The organism is Bacillus sp. SD075, assembly GCF_017355165.1.
Taxonomy (GTDB): domain Bacteria; phylum Bacillota; class Bacilli; order Bacillales; family DSM-1321; genus Peribacillus.
Window position 1 is genome coordinate 159,280 of the sequence record NZ_JADILK010000006.1, and the last position, 22,515, is coordinate 181,794.

The 22,515-nt window shown below is 37.7% G+C and carries 18 protein-coding genes; 2 read left to right on the top strand and 16 right to left on the bottom strand.

Going from position 1 to position 22,515, the window contains the following annotated elements:
* Positions 1–51 precede the first annotated feature (51 nt).
* From IOC57_RS07240 to IOC57_RS07295, 12 genes are all read right to left on the bottom strand, one after another.
* Positions 52–1,065, bottom strand: coding sequence for a zinc-binding dehydrogenase (locus IOC57_RS07240; protein WP_207438074.1), 1,014 nt, complete (start codon positions 1,063–1,065; stop codon positions 52–54).
* A 188-nt stretch (positions 1,066–1,253) separates the two neighbouring features.
* Positions 1,254–2,252, bottom strand: a complete 999-nt coding sequence (locus IOC57_RS07245) for an ABC transporter permease (RefSeq protein WP_207438075.1) — start codon at positions 2,250–2,252, stop codon at positions 1,254–1,256.
* A 4-nt stretch (positions 2,253–2,256) separates the two neighbouring features.
* Complete coding sequence (locus IOC57_RS07250; RefSeq protein ID WP_286184594.1) at positions 2,257–4,029, bottom strand: sugar ABC transporter ATP-binding protein; 1,773 nt, start codon at positions 4,027–4,029, stop codon at positions 2,257–2,259.
* Positions 4,030–4,278: 249 nt separating this feature from the next.
* On the bottom strand, positions 4,279–5,487 hold the full coding sequence (locus IOC57_RS07255; RefSeq protein WP_207438076.1) for an MFS transporter: 1,209 nt from the start codon (positions 5,485–5,487) through the stop codon (positions 4,279–4,281).
* Between the two features lie 185 nt (positions 5,488–5,672).
* Positions 5,673–7,109 (bottom strand): sugar porter family MFS transporter, encoded by a 1,437-nt coding sequence (locus IOC57_RS07260; protein WP_309487684.1) that lies wholly within the window; start codon positions 7,107–7,109, stop codon positions 5,673–5,675.
* Between the two features lie 345 nt (positions 7,110–7,454).
* Positions 7,455–8,372 (bottom strand): myo-inosose-2 dehydratase, encoded by a 918-nt coding sequence (gene iolE, locus IOC57_RS07265; protein ID WP_207438078.1) that lies wholly within the window; start codon positions 8,370–8,372, stop codon positions 7,455–7,457.
* 74 nt (positions 8,373–8,446) lie between these two features.
* Positions 8,447–9,253, bottom strand: a complete 807-nt coding sequence (gene iolB, locus IOC57_RS07270; RefSeq protein ID WP_207438079.1) for a 5-deoxy-glucuronate isomerase — start codon at positions 9,251–9,253, stop codon at positions 8,447–8,449.
* Positions 9,254–9,276: 23 nt separating this feature from the next.
* Positions 9,277–11,142 carry a 3D-(3,5/4)-trihydroxycyclohexane-1,2-dione acylhydrolase (decyclizing) gene (gene iolD / locus IOC57_RS07275; protein WP_207438080.1) on the bottom strand — a complete coding sequence of 622 codons (1,866 nt, stop codon included), beginning with the start codon at positions 11,140–11,142 and terminating at the stop codon, positions 9,277–9,279.
* 23 nt (positions 11,143–11,165) lie between these two features.
* Positions 11,166–12,167, bottom strand: a complete 1,002-nt coding sequence (gene iolG / locus IOC57_RS07280; protein WP_207438081.1) for an inositol 2-dehydrogenase — start codon at positions 12,165–12,167, stop codon at positions 11,166–11,168.
* 48 nt (positions 12,168–12,215) lie between these two features.
* Positions 12,216–13,418, bottom strand: coding sequence for a diphosphate--fructose-6-phosphate 1-phosphotransferase (locus IOC57_RS07285; protein WP_207438082.1), 1,203 nt, complete (start codon positions 13,416–13,418; stop codon positions 12,216–12,218).
* A 211-nt stretch (positions 13,419–13,629) separates the two neighbouring features.
* On the bottom strand, positions 13,630–14,649 hold the full coding sequence (locus tag IOC57_RS07290) for a LacI family DNA-binding transcriptional regulator (protein WP_207438083.1): 1,020 nt from the start codon (positions 14,647–14,649) through the stop codon (positions 13,630–13,632).
* 57 nt (positions 14,650–14,706) lie between these two features.
* Positions 14,707–15,708, bottom strand: a complete 1,002-nt coding sequence (locus tag IOC57_RS07295; RefSeq protein WP_286184595.1) for a Gfo/Idh/MocA family protein — start codon at positions 15,706–15,708, stop codon at positions 14,707–14,709.
* Between the two features lie 342 nt (positions 15,709–16,050).
* On the opposite strand from IOC57_RS07295, the gene IOC57_RS07300 reads away from it, so the two are divergent.
* Positions 16,051–17,460, top strand: coding sequence for an NAD-dependent succinate-semialdehyde dehydrogenase (locus tag IOC57_RS07300; protein ID WP_207438106.1), 1,410 nt, complete (start codon positions 16,051–16,053; stop codon positions 17,458–17,460).
* Between the two features lie 703 nt (positions 17,461–18,163).
* Here IOC57_RS07300 and IOC57_RS07305 read toward each other — a convergent pair.
* A complete protein-coding gene (locus IOC57_RS07305) occupies positions 18,164–18,388 on the bottom strand; it encodes a hypothetical protein (protein WP_207438084.1) in 225 nt (74 codons plus the stop codon).
* Positions 18,389–18,737: 349 nt separating this feature from the next.
* Here IOC57_RS07305 and IOC57_RS07310 point away from each other — a divergent pair, with 349 nt between their 5' ends.
* Entirely contained in the window at positions 18,738–19,700 is a 963-nt protein-coding gene (locus IOC57_RS07310) for a D-2-hydroxyacid dehydrogenase (protein WP_207438085.1), read from the top strand.
* Between the two features lie 294 nt (positions 19,701–19,994).
* On the opposite strand, the gene IOC57_RS07315 is transcribed toward IOC57_RS07310, so the two are convergent.
* The 3 genes from IOC57_RS07315 to IOC57_RS07325 form a co-directional block, all read right to left on the bottom strand.
* A complete protein-coding gene (locus IOC57_RS07315) occupies positions 19,995–20,147 on the bottom strand; it encodes a hypothetical protein (RefSeq protein ID WP_207438086.1) in 153 nt (50 codons plus the stop codon).
* Positions 20,148–20,326: 179 nt separating this feature from the next.
* Positions 20,327–21,415 (bottom strand): Ger(x)C family spore germination protein, encoded by a 1,089-nt coding sequence (locus IOC57_RS07320; RefSeq protein ID WP_207438087.1) that lies wholly within the window; start codon positions 21,413–21,415, stop codon positions 20,327–20,329.
* Complete coding sequence (locus IOC57_RS07325) at positions 21,412–22,497, bottom strand: GerAB/ArcD/ProY family transporter (RefSeq protein WP_207438088.1); 1,086 nt, start codon at positions 22,495–22,497, stop codon at positions 21,412–21,414. Before IOC57_RS07325 ends, IOC57_RS07320 begins: the two co-directional genes overlap by 4 nt.
* Positions 22,498–22,515 lie beyond the last annotated feature (18 nt).

Sequence of the window (22,515 nt, forward strand, 5' to 3'; positions counted from 1 at the left end):
AAGTTGAGACTAAATTACATAAATTTAGTCTCAACTATACTTTTTAGTTATTTAATTTGGATATACTACGATTTTGATAGCATCTCCCTTACCCATTATTTCCATTCCTTCATGTATGTTTTCTAGTGAAATCTTATGGGTAATAAGTACATCTAAATTTAGTTGGTTTGATTCTAAAATTTTAATTACTTTAGGGAAATCATGATTTTGAATAAATGTTCCTTTTACAGTAATTTCATGTCGTGTAATATCGTATTGTTTAATCGCTGGTTGCGCATGCTCATTCATTCCTACCAACAAGATCTGCCCGCCTCGGCGGACAAGATTCATGCATTGTCCAAATAAGGAACCTACGCAATCAATTACCACATCAGCCCCTACTCCAGTGATTTCTTTTACGGCCATTTGAACATCATGGCTCCCTGGATTCACAAGATGCGTGGCACCGGATGAGCCTGCAACTTTCAGGCGGTATTCTGATAAGTCAACACAGATAATTTCAGTTGCACCTGCTGCTTTCAAAACCTGAGTAAATAATTGTCCCATTGGTCCCGCACCAATAATGACGACATTGTCACCTGGTTGAACTTTTAATTTTTCAGTGCCCCCAATTACACAAGACAGCGGCTCAGCCAATACGGCAATTTCGGATGGGACTGATTTTGAAATTTTATAAACATTTTTTGATGGTAGAACACTATATTTAGCCCATCCCCCATCCACAAAAATCCCGATACTTGAGCCATTTTCACATAAATTTTGGTTGCCTATCTGACAATGATGACATTCTCCACAAGTGATAGTAGGATCTATAACTACACGATCCCCAACCTTTACATTTGTTACTTCTTCACCAATTTCAACAATTTCTCCTACATATTCGTGTCCTTGGATAACGCCAGGCGTAGCTGGGTGTCCCGGAGGATCTGCTAAAATGTGGACATCCGTGCCACAGATACTCGCTGCTTCAACTTTCACCCTTACATCACGATTGGATTTTAAAGCAGGGACTTCTCTTTCTTGTAATACTAAACTGCCTACTTTTTCGAATACTGCTGTTAACATACTTCATTCTCCTATTCTTTAAAAACTTACCCATTTAAAATTTTGGAATGCCCCTTGCACCAGGCATACATATTAGTAAGAATATTTTTTGAAATTAGTAGATAGATATTTGCCCTTCAAACTTCCTTATAAAAAACTAAATCAGTTTATCCTGGACATATTTACTCTTATTAACAATAGCTTACTCACTATTTTTTTGCGGAGCGACGACGAAGAACATCTACAAATACGGCTGCAATAATAACAGCTCCAATCACGACTGTTTGTAAGTCAGATGATGTTCCAAGCAAGTTCAGACCGTTTCGGAGTACTGCAATGATTAACGCTCCAATAAGTGTCCCCCATACGGTACCTACCCCTCCTAAGAAACTAGCACCACCGATAATAACTGCGGCAATGGCATCTAGTTCATAGGATAATCCTGCAATTGGAGAAGCTGAATTGGTACGGCCAATCAATACAAGGCCTCCTAAAGCTGCCATAAATCCACTCAGTGTGTATACAATTATCAAGACTCTATCTACTGGAATACCTGATAGGCGTGCTGCTTCAGGGTTTCCACCAATCGCATAGATATATCTTCCGGTAGATGAGCGAGTTAAAAATATGTGAAAAAATACATATGCAATGATAACTAACAAGAAGCTAAATGGAATTATCCCGATATTTTCTTGGCCAACAAAATTTAGTAAGTAGGGAAATCCAAATATAGGAGAAGCCCCTGTAACAATTAGGGCCAGTCCACGGAATACATTCATAGTTCCTAATGTTGCAATAAATGGGTGGGGCAAACGCAATTTCGTTAACAAAAGGCCATTTAATGTACCTGCCAAGGCTCCCACTCCCAGACAAACAATGACACCGAGAATAGGGTGCATTCCCCATGTAACAGAAACCATCCCTGCAGTAATGATTGAAAAAGCTAAGATAGAACCAATCGACAAATCAATACCTGCTGTTAAAATCGGCAAAAGCATTCCAAGAGCGAGCAGAGCGTTGATGGACGATTGTCGAGCGATATTCATGACGTTGTCTACTTGAATAAAACTTGGTGATAAGAACGCTAAAATGATACAAAGGCCAATTAATCCAAACAAGGCACCAAATTTATTAATAATGCTTTTAAAGTTTGTGCTTTTTTTGACTTGAGGGGTTACTGTTTCCAATGTATTTGCTGGTTGTGACATATAATCAGCCTCCTGTAGCCGCTTTCATTATTATTTCTTGATCTGCCTCTTCACGTCGTAAATCCCCAGTAATAGATCCTTCGTGCATAACTAGAATCCGATCACACATCCCTAGTATTTCCGGGAGTTCAGAGGAAATGATAATAACACAGGCACCCGTTTCTACCAGATTGTTAATGAGATTGTAAACCTCCACTTTGGCACCAACATCTATCCCACGCGTTGGTTCATCAAAAATAAATACTTTAGCTCCAGTAAAGAGCCACTTTGCAATAACTACCTTCTGTTGATTTCCACCACTTAAATTACGTGCCAATAAATTAATATTATCTGGTCTAATTTTAAGATCTTTCACATATTGATCAGCTACTTCTTTTTGTTTTTTCGGATTAATCAGTCCATTATTTTTTACTTTTTGAAGCTTGGCAATGGTTTTGTTGAAGATGAGTGACTGATCCAGAAATAGCCCTTCTTCCTTGCGGTCTTCTGTTATAAAAGCGATGCCCGCCCGAATGGCGTCTCGAGGGCTTTTAATTTTTTTCTCTTCTCCAAATACAAACACTTTTCCATCAGCAATAGAATCAGCACCAAAAATCCCTCTAACCAGCTCTGTTCGGCCAGATCCTACCAGCCCTGAGAATCCTAGTATTTCACCTTGATAGGCTGTAAAATCAATTGGATTAGACTCTGGGCTTAGTTTAAACCCTTGAATCTTAAATCCTTCCTTGCCACGTACAAATTCTTTCTTAGGAAATTTATTGTCAAGTGTCCGGCCAACCATTAAAGATATCATTTCATCTATACTTGTGGTTGCAACATGGACCGTTTTTACATTTGTTCCATCTCGTAGGATGGTAATACGATCACCTATTCGTTTGATTTCTTCTAATCTGTGGGAGATATAAATAAATGTCATACCTTGTGCACGGAGTGTTTCTACGGTTGTCAGCAGCTGTTCAGCTTCTTGGGCACTTAAACTTGAGGTTGGTTCATCCATAATGATTAATTTAGCATTTAAGGAAAGCGCTTTAGCAATTTCGACTAGTTGCTGTTGTCCAACTCCTAAATTGCCCACTAATTCGTCCGTATCTACTTTTTGTCCGAGCCGGTTCATTAATGTTCTTGCTTCTTCTTTCATTTTTGCTCGGTCAAGCAAAGAATACTTACTTCCCTTTTTCATTTCGTGCCCTAGAAAAATATTTTCCATTATAGATAACTGAGGTATAAGGTTTAACTCTTGATAAATGGTGGCGATACCTGCATCAATGGCATCTTTGGGTTTTGAAACTGGGAGTGTTTTTCCCTCCCAATGAACTTCCCCGGCATCTTTTGTGTATGCACCCGTTAAAATTTTAATGATGGTTGATTTTCCGGCGCCATTTTCGCCTAATAGTACATGAACTTCTCCCTTTTCTACATCCAAATTAATATCGTGAAGCACCTGGACCCCGGAAAAAGATTTACTGACATCCTTCATCTTAAGAATTGTCTTCTTTTCTTTAAAAATAACGTTTTTTCCTAAAAAAGGATCTATCACGTCGTTCAGTTCTAAAGACATCCAGTTCCCTCCTAACCCATATCTATCGAGTTGATTATTTTGTTTGCTACTTTTAGCGCCTACAGGAGTTTTTAAGTGCCAACATTCTGTTTTATTCTTTAGCTTTACTGGATATGTCCAAATAAGTCCTCCCTTACCCTTAAACTCAAGGAAAGCGCTTAACTTTTTATTGGTAAGCACTTTCTTTGACAATTTTAGTATAAAACCATATTCATTCAATTTCAACACTTTTTTTGATTGAATATTCAGTAATTTCATTCAGATTTAAAAAACTTACATTTTCTTGTCATTATAATAAAGTTCCATAACCTTATAAGACGGTTATTATCTTTTCACAAGCAGTGGCCTCGACATGAATAATATCGAGATTTTTAAAAATCAAAATAGCTCCTGCAGAGTGCTGAAACGTTCGTATAATTTAAAATGAGTTAGTGGTCCGGAAGGTCTTAGCTAAGAAGCTTACATTGTTTATGCGTCGGAGTTGTCAACTTTTGCCCGTGAAAATAATAAGACTAATACAGCAGCAAATAAAGCAAGCCCTCCAGTGAAAACAAAAACAGTACCCAAGCTGCTATTTTCAGTAATAACACCTGCGATAAGTGGGCCAAGAAAGATGCCCATTGCATAAAATGACTGAAAGAATCCCATTGCAGACATTTTATATTCAGTTGGACTGACGTGAATGACTTCACCCAGCAGAATTGGAAAAATGAATCCGAGGAATAGACCTATCAAAATATGCATTAGATTAAAATGAAAAATTGATTCGGTAAGCGGAATTGCAATTAAAGAGCAAGCTGATAGGAAAAAACATATAGCAAGTACAATTTTATTATAATGTCTATCCAGCTTAAAAAAAACAAAGCTTAACGAAGCAAGGGAGTGTGGGATAAAAAATGCACTGGTTAGCCAAAAAAGTGACTGTTCTTTCATCCCTAACTCTGCTGCATGCATAGGGCTAAATCCAAAAATCGTGATAAATAAAACTGCATGGGCAATTAGCGATAACAGTGTCAGCATTTTTAATTGTGGTATTTTAATTGTTTTTTTAAAGTAATCAACGGGCTTTTCAGGCATAGAAATTGGATTATGCTTCACCTCTTTAATATTTAATGCAAAGTAAATACCTAATATTGAGGCTACAGCGCCCACCCAAAATGGAAAATCCCAGCCGAAGTGATGAACCAGCCACCCGCTAATGCCCATACTGATGAATTGCGTTGCTACTGTTATAAACTGTATAATCCCCATCGCCTTTGGTGCTTGATCCGCGGTGAAATATTGGGAATACAATACTGTGGCCATGACCCACATAGAAGCAGTTATCCCAACCAGGAGGCGGGCAGTTAAGACATAGAAAAACGACTCAAAATAAACGAGAATTAGATTGCTTAATAGCGCTGCTATAAAACCAGCTACTAAGAGTAACTTACGAATGTCTTGGAGGAAGTCAGATAAAACCCCGAGCGGAAAACGCAGCAAGATTTGAGTAATACCGTAGCTTCCAAAAATAATGCCAATTGCCGAAAAAGTAAATCCAATGGATTGTAAGTATATGCCAAAAACAGGTGCATAAATATAAAATGCAAACCAGAAACAAAAAATAGATGCTAAAAAGTTAAAATGATCCTTTGAAAGGATAACTGTAGTTTTTTCTTTTATTAATGGTGTTTCCAAATCACAGCCTCCTCTCCTAATATAATGCGCTCTCATAAATTACTCTATATTTTTCGAATAGCATAGCTAGAATACATTGTCTTCAATCATTCTTCAGTTACAAGTGAAATAGGTTAATAAAGTTAAAAAGAGAACTACTAAAGTTCTCCTTTTAACTAGTAATATCTACTACTTTGAGGTTATTTCTATGCACGTTTCTTATTAATATAGGTATTGTGAGTTTTTAGGTCTTTTCCTTGGTTTCGGAGTTGATGCTCCAATTGTTCAAGTGTTAGCCCGCGTGTTTCTGGGAGGTATTTTTTCACGAAAGTGATAGCCAAAATACCGAATGCAACAAAAACGTAGAATGTTCCGGATAAACCAACGTTTGCAAGCATGATTGGAAAAAATAATCCAACACAGAAGTTAACAATCCACGAACCAAATACAGTTATACCCATTCCAAACCCGCGAATTTTGAGTGGGAAAATTTCAGAAATCATTAACCATGTCACTGGAGAAATGGCTCCTTGTTGGAAGGCAAGGAATGTAACTGTTAATGAAAGAACAACATATGGAAGTGAGCTGGATCCTTCTAAAACACTTGACAAGATAGCCATTAATAGTAAAGATGCTGTTGTGCCAATAAGCCCTACTATCAGCATTGGCCGGCGTCCGACTTTCCCTAACAGCCAAATGCCGACAAATGTGGCAAGGACGGAGATAACCCCGTTGGCAATATTTCCAATAAGCGCCGCCTCTGTTGCAAAACCTGCATCTTTTAGTATTTCTGTTCCATAATACATGATCGAATTAACACCGGTAATTTGTTGTACGACACCGATTCCGATACCGATAAATAAAATACGTCGGACCCAAGGTATAGTGATACCCATCAATCCTGTTTGTTCCATATCTGATTCTTCTGCAAATGTTGCCTTAATTTCAGCTAACTCTTTTTTAGCCCGGTTTTCTGTACGAATCCGTTTTAAAACAGTTAATGCCTGTTCATTTTTCTTCTTTGAGACGAGCCAGCGTGGGCTTTCCGGCACACGAAGCATACCGATAAATAAGAAGATAGCCGGGACAGCTGCAATTGCTAACATATAACGCCATACATGTTCATTGTGTCCCATGGTATTACCTAGAATTGCATTACAAACAAAGGCAAGTAACTGACCGCTGACAATCATTAATTCATTCTGTGTAACAATTCGGCCGCGGCGTTCTGCTGGAGACATTTCTGCTAAATAAGCAGGAACAGTAACAGAAGCACCACCAACCGCAAGTCCAAGCAGGAAGCGGGATATAATCATAACTGTAAGGTTTGGGGCAAGCGTACATCCGAGAGTGGCAATGAAAAAGATAACTGCCAGCATTAATATATTTTTTCGTCGCCCATTATAATCTGATAACCGGCCGCCAAATAACGCACCAATTGCTGCTCCTAATAAAAGCGAGCTAGCCACAAGACCCTGTGTGTAAGACGTTAAACCAAATGCTTCTGTCATGTATGGGAGTGCACCATTAATGACACCAGTATCATAACCGAATAGGAGTCCTCCTAAGGTTGAAATTAAGATTATTTTGCGTAAAAATGTAGATTGTGCTGCGTTATTATTCATTTTCGGTACACCTCTTATTGTTTCGTCACGAGTGAAAGCACTGATTCCCCAATTTTTAAGGAACTAAAAAAACGTAAGCGAGTAGGTTGCCGGTGGATTCAGATGAATTTCAATAATATGGTTATTCTTTTGAAGTCAGGAAACATGCGTTAACAAATGTTAAACGCTCTCCCCCATTGATCAATCTCTTTCGCACTAATTAATTTATAATAGATGAAGCGCTTTCCTTTTTAATTTTTAACGTTCACCTGCAAATTTTTCTACTTTATATTTTGATTTTTGATAAATTTGCAGGCTATGTAAGTGATAATTATTAAATTATTAGTCTGAATACTTCATTTGCTTAACTTTTACTTACCCAAGTCATTGGGTGACCTTTTTAAAAAGGCTCTCAATATAATCTTTTGATTTCTTTGCATATTCATAAGGATTGCACTTCAAAGGATCCTGTTCTCCTTCAATCAATGCCCAGCCGTTGTAACCCTGATTTTTCAATATTTTGAAAACAGATACAAAATCAAGGCATCCATCCCCAGGAACTGTGAACATGCCCTTACTGATGCATTGCTTAATTGTGTATTTTTCAGTTCGAGCGGAATCAAGCACTTGCTGACGAATATCTTTTAAATGAATATATTGTACTCGATCATAATATTTCTCAAGCAATTCGACCGGATCATTCCCACCGTAATAACCATGCCCTGTATCATATAATAGAGAAACAAGGTTTGGATCACTCATTTCCATTAAACGCTGTATTTCTTCTGGCTGTTCCACAACCGTCCCCGCGTGATGGTGATAAACAAGCGACATCCCATACTCATTTGCAATTTCTCCTGCTTTATTCAAGCCTTCCACCATGTATTTCCAACCATCTTCATCTAATCGGCGGACACCCGTTTCATCCTGCCCGCGCGTAGGGTCTTGATTCAGCATCGATCCGCCAATTTCAGCTGTACTGATAACCTTGCATCCGAATTTTGATAAAAATTCTGCATGTTCTCGGTAGGCTTTTAGTTCACTTTCATGTCTAGCTGGGTCAGAAAAGTAGACGGACTTCCATTGCGTAGTGAGCTGTAATCCGTATTTATCTAAAGCAGTTTTGAGTTCAACTGGGTCTTTTGGGAATTTGCGGCTGACCTCTGTTCCTTTGAAACCCAAAGAAGAGATTTCTTCCATGACTTGCTCGTACGTATAAAAGTCACCATGTTCTAATACATCTTCTCCAACCCAGTTAATTGGGTGAATGCCTAGGTTAAAGGGAATTTGGGATTCCGTCATCTTAATGCCTCCTTAGTGTCAAAAGAAAGGGTAAAGCGCTATGAAAAGCATAATTACTTTACCCTGCTATATTTTTACTGTGTTACCCATTCATGGTCTTTATCAGGTGTAAACTTCCATGATCTAATTGGACCAGCCATGACATTCAAGTAATATAAATTGTATCCTGGAGGTGCAGACACAGGATGATAACCTCCTGGCACAAGGACAACGTCTCCGTCTTTTGCTACAATGTTTTCGTCCAATGATTTGTCATCTGTGTATACTCGTTGCACTGCAAATCCATTTTCAGGCTTATCAATACGGTAGTAGTATGTTTCCTCTAAATATGCTTCTTGAGGATAATTATCTTCATCGTGTTTATGAGGTGGATAGCTAGACCAGTTGCCTTCTGGTGTAAATACTTCAAAAATAAACAAGCTGTCTGCTGGCTGATCTTCTGGAATGATATTATGGATTTCACGTTGAACGCTTCCAGCGCCGCGTTTCGCTACTCCTACATCTTGAGGAGTAATTAATCTTGCTTCATGAGTCCCTTTGCCAGGCGCTTTACATACAGCAATTTCTAATGTTGTTAAAGCTTCCAGGTTAACGTGGTCGCCACTTGGGATATATACTGTATAAGCAGGAATATTATCAAAAACGCTCATTCGTTCTCCGATGTTATCCCATGACTTTTCTTTTGTAGATGCATTTGCACGACCTGATAAAATAACAACCGCTACTTCTTGATCTTTTGTTTCTTGTTCAAATGTCTGGCCTTCATTTAATTTATAGACTTCAAAACCTACGTATTTCCATCCTGCAGATTCAGGGGTGATGTTGATTAAATTACCGTCCCGGCCAACTTCTTGGTTTGGTTTCACTAATAATTTAGACATTTTTTTTCCTCCCAAAAATTTAATTAATACTTACGCGCAGTTGCAGCTTTTTCTTCCATGGCTTTGTGTGCTTTTTGTACCTTTTCATCTGTAGACACTTCTGCAACTCCTAACCGCCACCATGACTCATATCCTGTTGTGCAAGTGCCAGGAAGAACTTTAATATCAATTAATGTAGAAACTGTTTCTTGTTTTGCTTTTTCAAGGGCATCTTGAAGTTCTTCAAGTGTACGGACCGTATATCCTTTTGCCCCCATTGAACGAGCATTTGCAGCAAAATCAATTTCTAAATATTCACCAGTCAGCTTGTTATCCTCTTCTGAGCGGTAGCGGAATTCATTACCAAACCCGTTACTTCCCTGACCTCTTTGAAGATTATGAATACATTGGAAACCATTATTGTCTAAAAGAAGCACTGTGATTTTCTTGTTTTCCTGAATACTTGTCACAAGTTCAGAATGTAGCATTAAATAACTTCCATCGCCGACAAGTGCATATACTTCCTGCTCAGGCACAGCCATCTTAATTCCTAGTGCTCCCGCAACCTCATATCCCATACAAGAGAAGCCGTATTCCATGTGATATGTTTTTGGAACTGTATTTCTCCACAGGCGGTGTAAATCCCCTGGCATGCTTCCAGCTGCTGCAACGATAATATCTTTTTCATCAATAAATTTATTGATATCGCCCAGTACTCTTGTTTGTGCCAGACCATCAGGATGTTCAGCAGAATAGTACTTGTCAACTTCTTGATTCCAATTTGATTTCAACTCTTCAAGACGGCTTTCCTCATGACTTGATTTGTATGCTTGTTTCTCAAGCTCAACTGTTAACAATTCTAGACCTGTTTTTGCATCAGCTACTAGCATTTGCGCATCCAATTTTAATGCATCCATCGAGCTAACATTAATATTCAAGAATTCAACTTCTGGATTTTGGAATGCTGCTTTTGATGATGTTGAGAAGTCTGTCAATCTTGTACCAACACCTATAATCAGGTCTGCTTCTTTTGCAAGAATGTTAGATGCTAAGGATCCAGTTGACCCAATACTGCCCATGTTCCTATTATGTTTCCAAGAAAGGGCGCTCTTTCCAGCTTGTGTTTCTCCAACAGGAATGTTAAATTTCTCTGCAAAATTGCTCAATGCCTCTGTAGCGAGTGAATAATGGACGCCTCCGCCTGCAATAATGACAGGATTTTTCTTTTCAGAAATTAGCTTAACTGCACGCTGTACTGCAGTTTCAGAAGGTGTTCTTCTTTCGATATAATGTACACGTTTTCTAAAGAACTCTTCCGGATAGTCAAAAGCTTCTGCCTGTACGTCTTGTGGCAAACATAAAGTGGCTGCGCCTGTGTCAACAGGATCTGTTAGAACGCGCATAGCATTTAACGCAGCTGTCATGAGTTGTTCAGGGCGTGTAATACGATCCCAGTACTTGCTTACTGGCTTAAAAGCATCACTTGCCGCTACTGTATAATCAACAGGATTCTCGATTTGCTGTAAAACTGGGTCAGGCTGACGATTTGCGAAATTATCACCTGGCAAAAGCAATACTGGGATACGGTTGACTGTCGCTGTTCCAGCGCCGGCTACCATGTTTAATGCCCCTGGACCAACAGAAGTTGAACACGCATAAATTTCAAGTCGATTTTTTTGTTTTGCATAAGCTGCTGCACTATGAACCATACCTTGCTCGTTTTTCCCTTGAAGATATACCAAATCACCCGTATGATTTTCAAGAGCTTCTCCCATACCCGTTACGTTACCGTGTCCAAAAATACCGAAAACGCCTTTTACAAACTTTGTTTCCTTGCCATCAAATTCTACATATTGATTGTCCAAAAATTTTAATAGGGCCTGAGCCATTGTTAAACGAATTGTTTTCATCTTTCATTTCTCCTTTATATATATTAAAGATAGACCTTTTTGCTAGTTTTAAATGAATCCGTTGCGGCAATCGCAATCTCTAAGGCTATCTTTCCATCTACTTCATTGATAAGAGGGGCCTTCTTTTCTAGTAAACACTCGATAAAGTGCTCAAGTTCTAATAAGAATGCAGCTTTAAACTTTGATGGAAAACTTGGAATATTATCATGGTATGACCCTTTATTAGTAAGAATTATATTATTATGGTTTTGAAGAGATCCTATTTGGATAGCCCCCTCTGTTCCAACAACCTCTCCTCTAATATCATAACCAAATGTAGAATTGCGGCTTCCTTCAATATCTGCTCGTGCACCGTTTTTAAATTGTATAACTGTTACGCCCTGATCTACATCCCCATATTTCTTCATAAATGGATGAACCAGAACAGTGCCGTAAGTTTGAACAGATTCAACCTCATCTCCAACTAAGAAACGAGCAATATCATAATCATGAACACTAAGATCTATGAAGATTCCGCCACTTGTCTTAATATAATCTTCTGGTGGAGACCCAGGATCCCGGCTCAACCCTTTAAAATAAAGAGGTTGTCCAATGTCACCGTTTACAATTCTGCGTTTTGCTTCAGCATAAGAAAAATCGAAACGACGCATAAAACCAACTTGGCAAATTACGTTATTTTTTTGGATAGCCTTAATTACTTCATCTGCTTCTTCTAGTGTTTCTGTAAGTGGTTTATCTACAAAAATATGTTTTCCGTGCTTAGCTGCTCGTAGGATAAGATCAGCGTGTGTTTTAGTAGGTGTTACAATAATTACAGCATCAATCGTTGAATCTTCAAACACATCCTGTGGATCTGTCGTCCACTTTTCTACGCCTAATTCGCGTGCAGCCTTTTCTGCACTTTCTTTTCTTGATGCGACTACCGTGACAAGTTGTGCTCCTTTAATACGGCTTGCAATATTTTCGGCATGAACATATCCTAGCCTGCCTACACCAATTATTGCGCAACGGATTTTCCCTTCCAAGTTAACCCCACCTTTACTAAAAATAATAATATTTGATAAAGCGCTTACTTAAATAATTCGCTGATATCTCGGAAGCCCATCATGTGTTGGAACAAACATCTCACCCTGAATTATAGGAGAGGCATATTCCTTAAATTCTTTCAACATTGTACATTTATCAGAATTATACCAATCAATTGGTAAAAACCGTTCTTTGCCCGCTACTTCTGACAATTCAACTGATTTATAAGTGATATGATAATCCTCTTTTACCTTTTCTCTCTCTAATGCCACCATAACTCCATTGTACTCCATTTGAGCAAGAATCCACGCTTGTTTACCTGCTTCATACGCTTCGTTTACATCCGTTTTTGAAGCAAACATCATACTGCTTCTTTGCCAAATGCTTGGTTCAATGCATCGTGTTTGGATTCCTGACTCTGTTTCAATAACTTCTTTTAGGAATGAGGAAACACCGCCTAATTTCGGACGCCCTAAAACATCTTCTTTGATGTTGCTTCCTCCAACAAGATTCCCGTTTGTATCTTTAATTCCTTCAGATACTATAATGATAGAATTTCTCTTTTCATTATAAGCTTTAGAAACCATTTCTAGGCATTTTCCCATTTCAAATGGACTTTCAGGTATATAAATGGTTTGCTGACATGGACTTTCTTCAGTATCAGCTAACGAACATGCTGCAGCCAACCAGCCAGTATGTCTGCCCATTGCCTCTAGAATGGTTATTCTATTGCTTCCAGGATAACTCTCCATATCCATTTCAATATCCAAAACACATGTTGCAAGAAATTTCGCCGCACTTCCAAAACCCGGCGAATGATCTGTTCCATTTAAATCATTATCAATAGATTTTGGCACTCCAATTACTGTTAATTCATATTTCCGAGCTCTAGCGTATTCATCAACCAATTTTGCAACACTCATTGACCCGTTTCCGCCAATATAGAAAAAGTATCGAATATTATTCTTTTTTAAAATTCTAATAATTTCTCCGAAATCTTCTGGAGTTAATTTGTATCTCCTGGTTCCTAAAGCTGCACCTGGTGTACGACGCAAATGATAAAGATCTTTGCTATTCATTTCATGTAACTTTGTGAAAGTTCCATTCAATAGGCCGTGCAACCCACCTACAGCACCGTAAACCTGTCCACTAAATTGACTTTTGAGGGCTTCATCAACAATGCCAACAATTGAATTATTAATGACAGCTGTTGGACCTCCAGATTGAACAATCATACAATTTCCATTCATTCTTGGCCCCCTCTCTTTTGTTAAGTAGCGCCACGATGCGTTTATGTATTTTGGTTAAGCGCTTTACTTTCTATAATTACCATTTTATTTAATTATTTAGAAAAATGCAACTTTTTTATTTTTTTTTTAAGATTATGCCTAAGTAAAAGGGTATCCCGGAGCCTAACGTATTAAAATAAGCTTCGGGAATAATCATTTTTCACTTATAAATTCATTTTATAATAGATAAATTATCATTATTGTCTTTTTCTTTTGTTGATTCTCTGACTACAAGTTCCGGCAGCAAAGTAATTCGTGTTTTTTCCTTATCTCCTTTTATCATTTTAATCATAAGATTCACAACTTCCTGACCCATACGTTGTATTGGCTGGGCTATAGTAGTCAAAGGAGGATCGACGATGCCTGCGATCATGGTATTATCAAAACCAACAACTGATAATTGATCAGGTACTTTTACATTTTGAGCTTTTGCTGCTTGAATAGCCCCTATTGCTAATAAATCGTTGCAAGCAAATACGGCAGTCGGAGGCTTTTTGCTTTTTAAAAATTCATTTGTAACTTCTTCTCCTGCAGCTATAGTGGTATCTTTTGCAAATTTGAAATCGGGTATTTCTAAACCATTAACTTCCATAGCTTCTTTATATCCTCTTAAACGCTCTCTGTTGCTCCAAACATCACGGGCAATAATACCAATATCTTTATGTCCTAAATCAATTAAATAAGCTGTGGCTTCAAAACCTCCCATGAAGTCATCCACTGCTACTGCATTTACAGGGAACATTGGAAAATCACGTGCCACTATGACAACTGGTAAGTCTTCATTCATTAATTCTTCGACTTGGTTCAACTTTTCAAATCCCGATGCCAAAATAAATCCATCTACACTTTTTTGTTTTAGGAGAGATATATATTTATTCTCTTTTTCAATCAAATAGTCAGTATTACATATCACTACATTATAGCCTAACTCATTTGCGCGGTCTTCAATACTTCTGGCTAGCTCAGAAAAAAAGGGGTTAGCCAAATCAGGAATAAACAACCCAACGGTTTTAGTCTGCTTACCCATCAATGCAGATGCGATGAGACTGGGCTGATAGTTTAATTCTTCCATCACTTTATACACTTTTCTTTTTGTCTTTTCACTAATTCTTCCATTTTTATTAATTACTTTTGATACTGTGGCTATTGATACATTTGCTTCTTTTGCAACATCGTAAATTGTAATTTTCATATCCCACCACCCTTTCTTTTTATATTATTGGCGTTTTATTAAAAAAAGATTTATACTTTAAATTTTTGTCAAACTAGAATTATTGTAAAGTGATTTGTAGCTTTTTTCAAGAAATCGAGACATTTCAACCGACTGTTCCATATTGTAAATCGGCTTTTCCCCTTCTAAAATGCAGTCTTGGAAATGTTCAATCTGATTTAGATATTGATCATCTTCAAAAGTTTCTTTAATCGTGACTATTCCATTTTTATCTTTTACAACTAATTTGCCTTGCTTATCTACAGACAAATCTGGCCGGAAAGAAGAGTTAAGTGTAATCGTTCCAAGCTCTCCTATTATTTCGTATCGATCTAAAAAGGGAAGCTCCATGGAAGCTGTAATTGTAGCCGTACGTTCCTGCTCATCAATAAGAACACAAGTAGAGGTTAAATCAACACCTGGATTATCTGGACGGACATTTTTTAGACTCCCAGTCATGGAAACGTTTACCGGCTTAAAGCCAATAATCTGTGTAAGTGCATGAAATCCATAACAGCCCACGTCTCTCATTGCCCCTCCCCCAAGGTCTGGGTTTAATCTAATATCATTTTCATCGGGGAGCATCCAGGAAAAGTGTGCCTTTAAATGACGATATTCACCTATTATTTCACTTTCTAGAAGTTCTTTGACACGCTTATGTTGCTTATGGAATTGGTACATGAAAGCTTCCATCAGTATTACATTACTCGATTCAGCAACTTTTTTCATATTATTCATTTCTTTTTCAGTTAGTGCTGCCGGCTTTTCGAGTAATACATGTTTTCCTTTTTCCATTGCTTTTATTGCCCATTCAGCATGAAGAGAGTTCGGGAGAGGAATATAGACAGCATGAATATGATCATCATTTATTAATTCTTCGTAACTAGTAAATACATTCTGGATTTGAAATCGCTTTGCTTTTTGAGGCGTCTTAGTAGCAATTCCCTTTACTATTGCTCGGCTTGATCGGCGTAGAGCCGGAACCACTTCATCAAAAGCGATGTTTGCTGCACTCATAATTCCCCAGTTAACCATTTCCATTAATGTTTCCTCCATTTTCAATAAGTTTATCTTGCATTACTTGAAAACATAAAATATGATATAGTTACAAAAAGTTAAGCGCTTTCCTATGATTATAAACGTTTTTATGATTTTTTCAAATTTTATTTTAAGTTTTCTAACTCTTGAAGGCGTTTGTACTATTAGTAAACTAGTTTATTTTTCAATATAAGATTCTTATATTGTTAACCCGAAAACTGCTGAAAAACTATGTATCTCATTCTTTTATTTGACGTTTTTGCTTGAATAGTCTGATAATGGGAGTAGTTGATACTGGTCAACACACTAAAAAAGGAGAGGTAAATTATTATGAAGACTTGGAAAATGTATATCGATGGCCAATGGATTGAGACGGAAAAAACAATTGAAGTCAAAAACCCAGCTACACAAGAAGTGATTGCTACTGTTCCTGATGGTGGTGCCGAAGAAGGTAAAAGAGCGGCAGATGCTGCAGCTGATGCGTTTAAAACCTGGTCTAAGAAAACTGCTGGTGAGCGCTCTGAATTATTGATGAAATGGTTTCATCTTGTTGATGAGAACAAGGAAGAAATTGGCCGTGTCATGACTGAAGAACAAGGGAAACCTTTACAGGAAGCCATTGGTGAAGTTAATTATGCTAATAGTTTTATTTCCTGGTATGCTGAAGAAGGCAAAAGAATTTATGGAGAAACGATTCCTTCGTCCCATCAGAGTAAGCGCTTACTCGTTATAAAGCAGCCAGTTGGTGTTGTAGCTGCTGTTACTCCTTGGAATTTTCCAGCTGCCATGATTACACGAAAAGTAGCTCCAGCTTTAGCAGCCGGTTGCACAGTGATTGTTAAGCCAGCCAAGCTGACACCACTTACAGCCCTTAAACTTGTTGAATTGGCTCATAAGGCTGGCATTCCTAAAGGAGTAATCAATGTTGTAACAGGCGATTCAAGAACAATAGTAGGTGCTTGGATGGATGATAGTCGAGTTCGTAAAGTAACTTTCACAGGATCAACTGAAATTGGGAAAGTTTTAATGAAACAAGCTGCGGATACAATGAAGAAAGTTTCTCTTGAACTTGGTGGCCACGCACCATATATTGTGACTCAAAATGCAGATATTGAAAAAGCTGCTAAAGGATTAATAGGTTCAAAATTCCGTAATGCCGGCCAGACCTGTGTATGTGCTAATCGCGTTTTTGTTCACGAATCGATTGAAAAAGAGTTTACAGAAGTCTTTAAAAATGAAGTAAGTAAGTTGAAGATCGGTAACGGGTTGGAAAAAGGTGTCGAGATCGGTCCTCTGATTGATGCTGATGCAGTAGACAAAGTAAAAGCTCAGCTTGAAGATGCTAAGAGCAAAGGTGCTGTCCTAGAATTAGGTGGCGAAGAATTAGCAAATTCTATTGGGCATTTCATTACACCAGCTGTCCTTACAAATGTAACAGATGATATGGAGTGCATGTTTGAAGAGACTTTTGGCCCTCTTGCTCCAATTACAACTTATAGTACAACTGAAGAAGTTATTGAGCGTGCTAACAATACTCCTTTCGGCCTTGCTGCATACATTTTCTCCGAAAATATTTCAGAGGCTGTTGAAATTTCCGAAGGTCTTGAATATGGAATCATAGGATTAAATGATGGACTTCCTTCTGTTGCACAAGCACCATTTGGCGGCTTTAAAGAAAGTGGCCTTGGTCGCGAAGGTGGTCATTGGGGATTGGAAGAATTCCTAGAGCTTAAATATATATCTCTTGGTCTTTGATAAGTTTTTTAAAGCGCATTCCCGGTTTGGGATGCGCTTTTTGGAGTAATAGCACAATAAAATCTCTTTTATATTTTTCTTTTCATTATCTAACTGTAGTCATAAAAAACTCTTGATTCTCCTAAAAGTGGGAACCCCGCACAAAACCCAACAGCTAATTAATTGGACGATCTTCAGCTTCTTTCCAACCTACTCACCCTTAGGTGGCAAGTGGGTGAAAGACCTCATTCCGCATATCATGTCGTAGAATGAAAATGCTGTCCGTATTCGCTCTTAACCCCTGATATATAAGGACATGCGCAATTTTTCTCGATGCATTCGTTCAAACATTCCCATGATATTGATCATAAAGTTCTGCACCGGTAGCAAGCGCATTCTCGTCGACTTATGATTTTCCGTTGATGGGCACATTCCGTATCTTTTCAGATTTTCTAGACCCAACTGAAGCGAAGCACCCTCCCCCCGTTTTATTAGGAAGTCTTAAATAGCACGCTGATCTTTTTAGAAAAATTCGAAACTTTCGTTTTATTTAACATGATCTTTTTCCTGATTATAGGTGTTTAATATTCATGTGGTTCTATAAGAAAACGAACCTTCATTAAGAATCGAGTGCGTTTATCAGTACATACTAGGCATGTATAATATGTACCCTCCTTTCCGTTAGACTAATTGTAGAGTTGACACAAACTGTGACGTAGTTTCATTAATATAATGGTTGTGGGTTCTGACAAGGTGGAAATCCATTTATATCTTGAATCATATAAAAATCGTATTGTTTTAAGGCGAATTGTGCTTGATACAAATATTCAATAACAAGTAGCTTTTCACCAGATGTACCACACAAAATACCTGACGTCCCTTGTCCATTTGCTAATGAAACACCAACAGGTTGACCAATCAAATATCTGATTTTTTGTTGCCAGGGCATAGTCATCACTCCTTCAAATACATCTTATTGAAATAGAGAAAATGGGTGCCTGTATTGTTTAAATGATGTAACGAAAAAACTTCGCAGTACGAATACACTACGCTTCTTGACAGTAGCTTGAGCAATTAAACCCCACAAGCCATTGAGGATTTAATTAGGAATACAGCTTAGGATTTAACCTTTTAGCGTCCAAAATATTGACTCAAATCCAGCTCTCTACTAAAAGTAACAAGCTGGTTAGTTTTAGTTTGAATTGGACTTTTGTGGTAAGTTATTAAAGTAGGATTAAAAGTTAATATCTTTGGGGGAAGTTTTTACTATATTTAAAAAACCAATAAGGAGAGAGCCAATGAGAGGTACACAAAAACCAAGCATTCTTGTATTTAGTCCTATTCAGACAGAGGTTGAAGCTTATGCTGATTGTATCCGCAATAATGGGTTTTTATCGGTGAAGGCAGCGAAAACTTTGAGGGAAGCAGAAGAATATTTACCGGATACTGAAGTTATTTTGGGATGGAATTTCCCTACACAATTACTATGTAAACCAATTGCCTCATCTGTTCGCTGGTTTCAGTCAATGGGAGCCGGAGTCAATGATTTGATTGCAGACAAATCGATACCTAATAACATTATATTAACTCGAATTATTGACCAATTTGGAGCTTACATATCAGAATATGTATTTTCGTTTCTATTGCAAATAGTGAAAGACGGTCCTCGAATGAAACAATCACAAATGGAGCGGAGGTGGGATCCTTTCATTTCTGAAACCCTAAAGGGGAAAACAATCGGGGTGGCTGGACTTGGATCGATTGGCACTGAACTTGTACGTAAAGCTCGAGCATTTGATATGAATGTGCATGGATTAAGCTTTAGTGGAAAACAAGCAACACTAGTGGATCTCCACTTTACTCCAGATCAATGGGGGGAATTTGTAAAAGATCTAGATTATTTGGTCCTAACCCTTCCTTTAACGGATTCCACTTATCATATCATTAACCAGGACCTTCTTATGGCGATGAAATCCAACGCTTACCTTATCAACGTTGGCCGTGGAGCATTGATAGATGAAAGTGATTTAATCTCTGTCATGCGAGCAGGGCATCTTCAAGGAGCAGTCCTCGATGTATTTGAGACAGAACCGTTGCCAAAAGAACATAATTTCTGGTCAATGCCGAATGTGTTTGTCACTTCTCATCTGTCAGGACCAAGTACGATTAACGAAGTGAGCAACTTTTTTATAGAAAATTTAAGGAGATTTTTAAGTGAACAACCATTAAATGGATTGGTAGATCGGAATCGAGGGTATTAAACCATATAATACTTATTGCTATTTGCTTTCAAGACATATATATTGAAACAGCCGCATTTTTCAACGGAGGAATGCGGCTTTCAAAATAAAGGTGAATAATGGATAGTTTAGTTTTATATTTACGAAACAATTTGTACAGCGAATAGCACATCCCGACGCTGGTCCCGGTAGGTCCCAAAAATTCCACTGAGTGTTTCAGTAATAGGACACCAATAAAAAAATTTACTATATCTCGTTTAGGGTTTAATGGCTGGAATAGAAATCCAGTTCATTTACCATAGCCTTAACTTACATTTACCCGCCTACAAAAAGCTTTTTATTGAAATGTTTATTAAGTTCCGTTTGTAGCGTTCCGATCAGTTCAGATCGAGTTTTTTTGGCCATATATTCCTTCCGGTATAAGGCCAGCATGGTAACGGCTGTTAAGTTTTTTGAATAGATATCCACTTTGTCTCTCTCTCTTCCCCTCATCACTCACAATGAGGAAGTCAATAGCTGCTCCAAAGTTAGGAAAGATTCTCCTCGCAAGCCTTTTGTAACCTTTAGCTGTTTTCTCATGGAGCGATAGCGAAGAACTCCTGTCGCTTTATTTCCCCAAAAAATCCGCAGCATTACTCAGTTTACTCTTATTCTACAACGCCCGATTCTAAAATTTCCACTTTAGCCTCCACATTTATCGGGATAAAAGGATAGATTTCATCCCATTTTTTCTTATCCCAATTTCTAGTCCTTGTTCGTACTTGTTCGCCAATCCCCAGGGGATCCACATGTAGTTTTTGAAAATTCCGCACTAATTTTTCCGAGCGTTCCTTCACATCTTTCGTCATTTTATCTTCTATAATTTTAATCATTTTAGGGGTTACTTCTTTACCGGTATATTCACGTAATATTGCCTTTATCTCAAGATCAATCGTTATTGGGGTATCTGTCATTGGCTTTGAAATCTTATATGACCTTTTTGTTTTTATATTGTTGACGGAAGCATATTTTTTTCCTTCAATTTTTGTAGAGAAACCTTCTTTACTTGTTGTATTCTCATACAACATTTTGAAAATAACATTTTCGCGGCTCTTAGTCTGATATACGTATTCCCCTTTACTATTAAACATGGCATTTCCTTTAATATAAACTTTCCCATCCAATGCTTTAACGATAGGTAAAATTGGGTCCATTCCTTCGGAGTAATGAGCATACAAAAAAAGATGGAGGTTAGTTCTAGGCAGCATACCCATTTCTATATTTTGTTCTATAGTGTTAGATAAATAAATGCCTTTATCTATGTTGCCAAACTGATGGCTTAACACCTCCTTCGCACTTCCTTCTACAATTCCGAGTTTCAACGTTGTTCCAATTGAAGGGTCTCTGATTAATGTATCAACTAGATAGAATATCCCTTGCTTTGCAAGCTTTTTTTCGTATAAGACCACCTCTATTTTCCCACTAAGGATGGGTCTTTCAGATTGCTGATTCATCTCATCCCGTACGTCTTTACTAAGTGATGATTTCGAACTAAAGGTAATATTTTTAATGGTTTTATCTGGATAATAAAGCGGTGTTACAGCGATACCTTCGAAATGATTCTCATCGACATAATCATATCCCAAGGCTGTTGCCAAGTTAATTTCATCGAGAACTTTACTATCCACCCCCATGCAACTTGAGAGAATACTGATTAAAAGAAGGATCAGGGCCAATTTCGCGAATAAAATTCTCATTTTTTAATCTTCCTTTTTTTTGACATGACAGTAGACAAACATACTAGAAATAAGACATAAGGAATTTCCATAATCAATCCCAAATTTGAAATATAATCCACAAATTGATTAATCCTTTCCCTACCTTTAATCATATTTGTCATCACTACCAATAATATTAATAGTAGAGCATAAATTTTTTTCTGCTTCATTTTAAAGTATTGTGAAATCCCTCTTGCACAAACCCACATATAGAGACATACACTGGGTACTAAAACTAAGATCCATGTAGCGATACCTATGTACTCAAACCGTTCAACAAAAGGCATTTGAACAATGCCCCAAAAGGACAAAGTTGCCCAAATATATCTGCTAATTTGGCCTTCACTGTAATACCCTATCGTCAAAATCGTTAGGCATAAATAAACTAAAACAGAAGTAAGATTTCCTAGTTGCGCCCACTTTTGTGAACTTTTTCGATGTTTAACCAATGGATAATACATCATTAAAGTGGAAACACCTAAATAGCTATATGACATTTGCTTGGATGCAAGGGCCATGTCTTTAAGAGAATGATTCCATATAGGTAATAGGTTGCGAAAATGTGTAAATTCTAGGGGGAAATAAAAAGTTAAAATTAAATAAGATGGTATAGTGATCCCTAAAAAGCAAATACCAGTGACCACTCTAAACCCACCTAAAACCACATAATAAATTAATAAAGCAAATATGGTGGTCACCAGCCATGTGTTAATTTGAGGGAATACCCATGATTGAACTATTTCGAGATAGGATCTTAAAACGGAAATACCCACCATCAGCCAATACAGTATCCAGATGATATTTAGCAAACCCCCAAGCCACTTACCAAAAAGGCGTTTATGTATGCCTATTAGGTCCATATCGTGGCGGTTTAATACGTTATACATACCCCAAATGCCAAATGAAAAGACTACACCGCTTATAATGACAGCCATCCAAGCATCATGGCCAGCAGATTGAATGATTAACCTCTGAAAGCCCAGAACCCCTACACCTATCTGAATCTTAACGATTAAAAAAAAGACAAGAAATGGTGAGATTTGATCACTTTTATCGTTCATGTATGAAACCTCCACTTT

Coding starts and splice junctions, on each gene's coding strand:
- IOC57_RS07240 (WP_207438074.1), bottom strand. CDS start 1,065: ATGTTAACAGCAGTATTCGAAAAAGTAGGCAGTTTAGTATTACAAGAA.
- IOC57_RS07245 (WP_207438075.1), bottom strand. CDS start 2,252: ATGTCACAACCAGCAAATACATTGGAAACAGTAACCCCTCAAGTCAAA.
- iolE (WP_207438078.1), bottom strand. CDS start 8,372: ATGACGGAATCCCAAATTCCCTTTAACCTAGGCATTCACCCAATTAAC.
- iolB (WP_207438079.1), bottom strand. CDS start 9,253: ATGTCTAAATTATTAGTGAAACCAAACCAAGAAGTTGGCCGGGACGGT.
- iolD (WP_207438080.1), bottom strand. CDS start 11,142: ATGAAAACAATTCGTTTAACAATGGCTCAGGCCCTATTAAAATTTTTG.
- IOC57_RS07285 (WP_207438082.1), bottom strand. CDS start 13,418: ATGAATGGAAATTGTATGATTGTTCAATCTGGAGGTCCAACAGCTGTC.
- IOC57_RS07290 (WP_207438083.1), bottom strand. CDS start 14,649: ATGAAAATTACAATTTACGATGTTGCAAAAGAAGCAAATGTATCAATA.
- IOC57_RS07295 (WP_286184595.1), bottom strand. CDS start 15,708: ATGGAAATGGTTAACTGGGGAATTATGAGTGCAGCAAACATCGCTTTT.
- IOC57_RS07300 (WP_207438106.1), top strand. CDS start 16,051: ATGTATATCGATGGCCAATGGATTGAGACGGAAAAAACAATTGAAGTC.
- IOC57_RS07305 (WP_207438084.1), bottom strand. CDS start 18,388: ATGCCCTGGCAACAAAAAATCAGATATTTGATTGGTCAACCTGTTGGT.
- IOC57_RS07310 (WP_207438085.1), top strand. CDS start 18,738: ATGAGAGGTACACAAAAACCAAGCATTCTTGTATTTAGTCCTATTCAG.
- IOC57_RS07320 (WP_207438087.1), bottom strand. CDS start 21,415: ATGAGAATTTTATTCGCGAAATTGGCCCTGATCCTTCTTTTAATCAGT.
- IOC57_RS07325 (WP_207438088.1), bottom strand. CDS start 22,497: ATGAACGATAAAAGTGATCAAATCTCACCATTTCTTGTCTTTTTTTTA.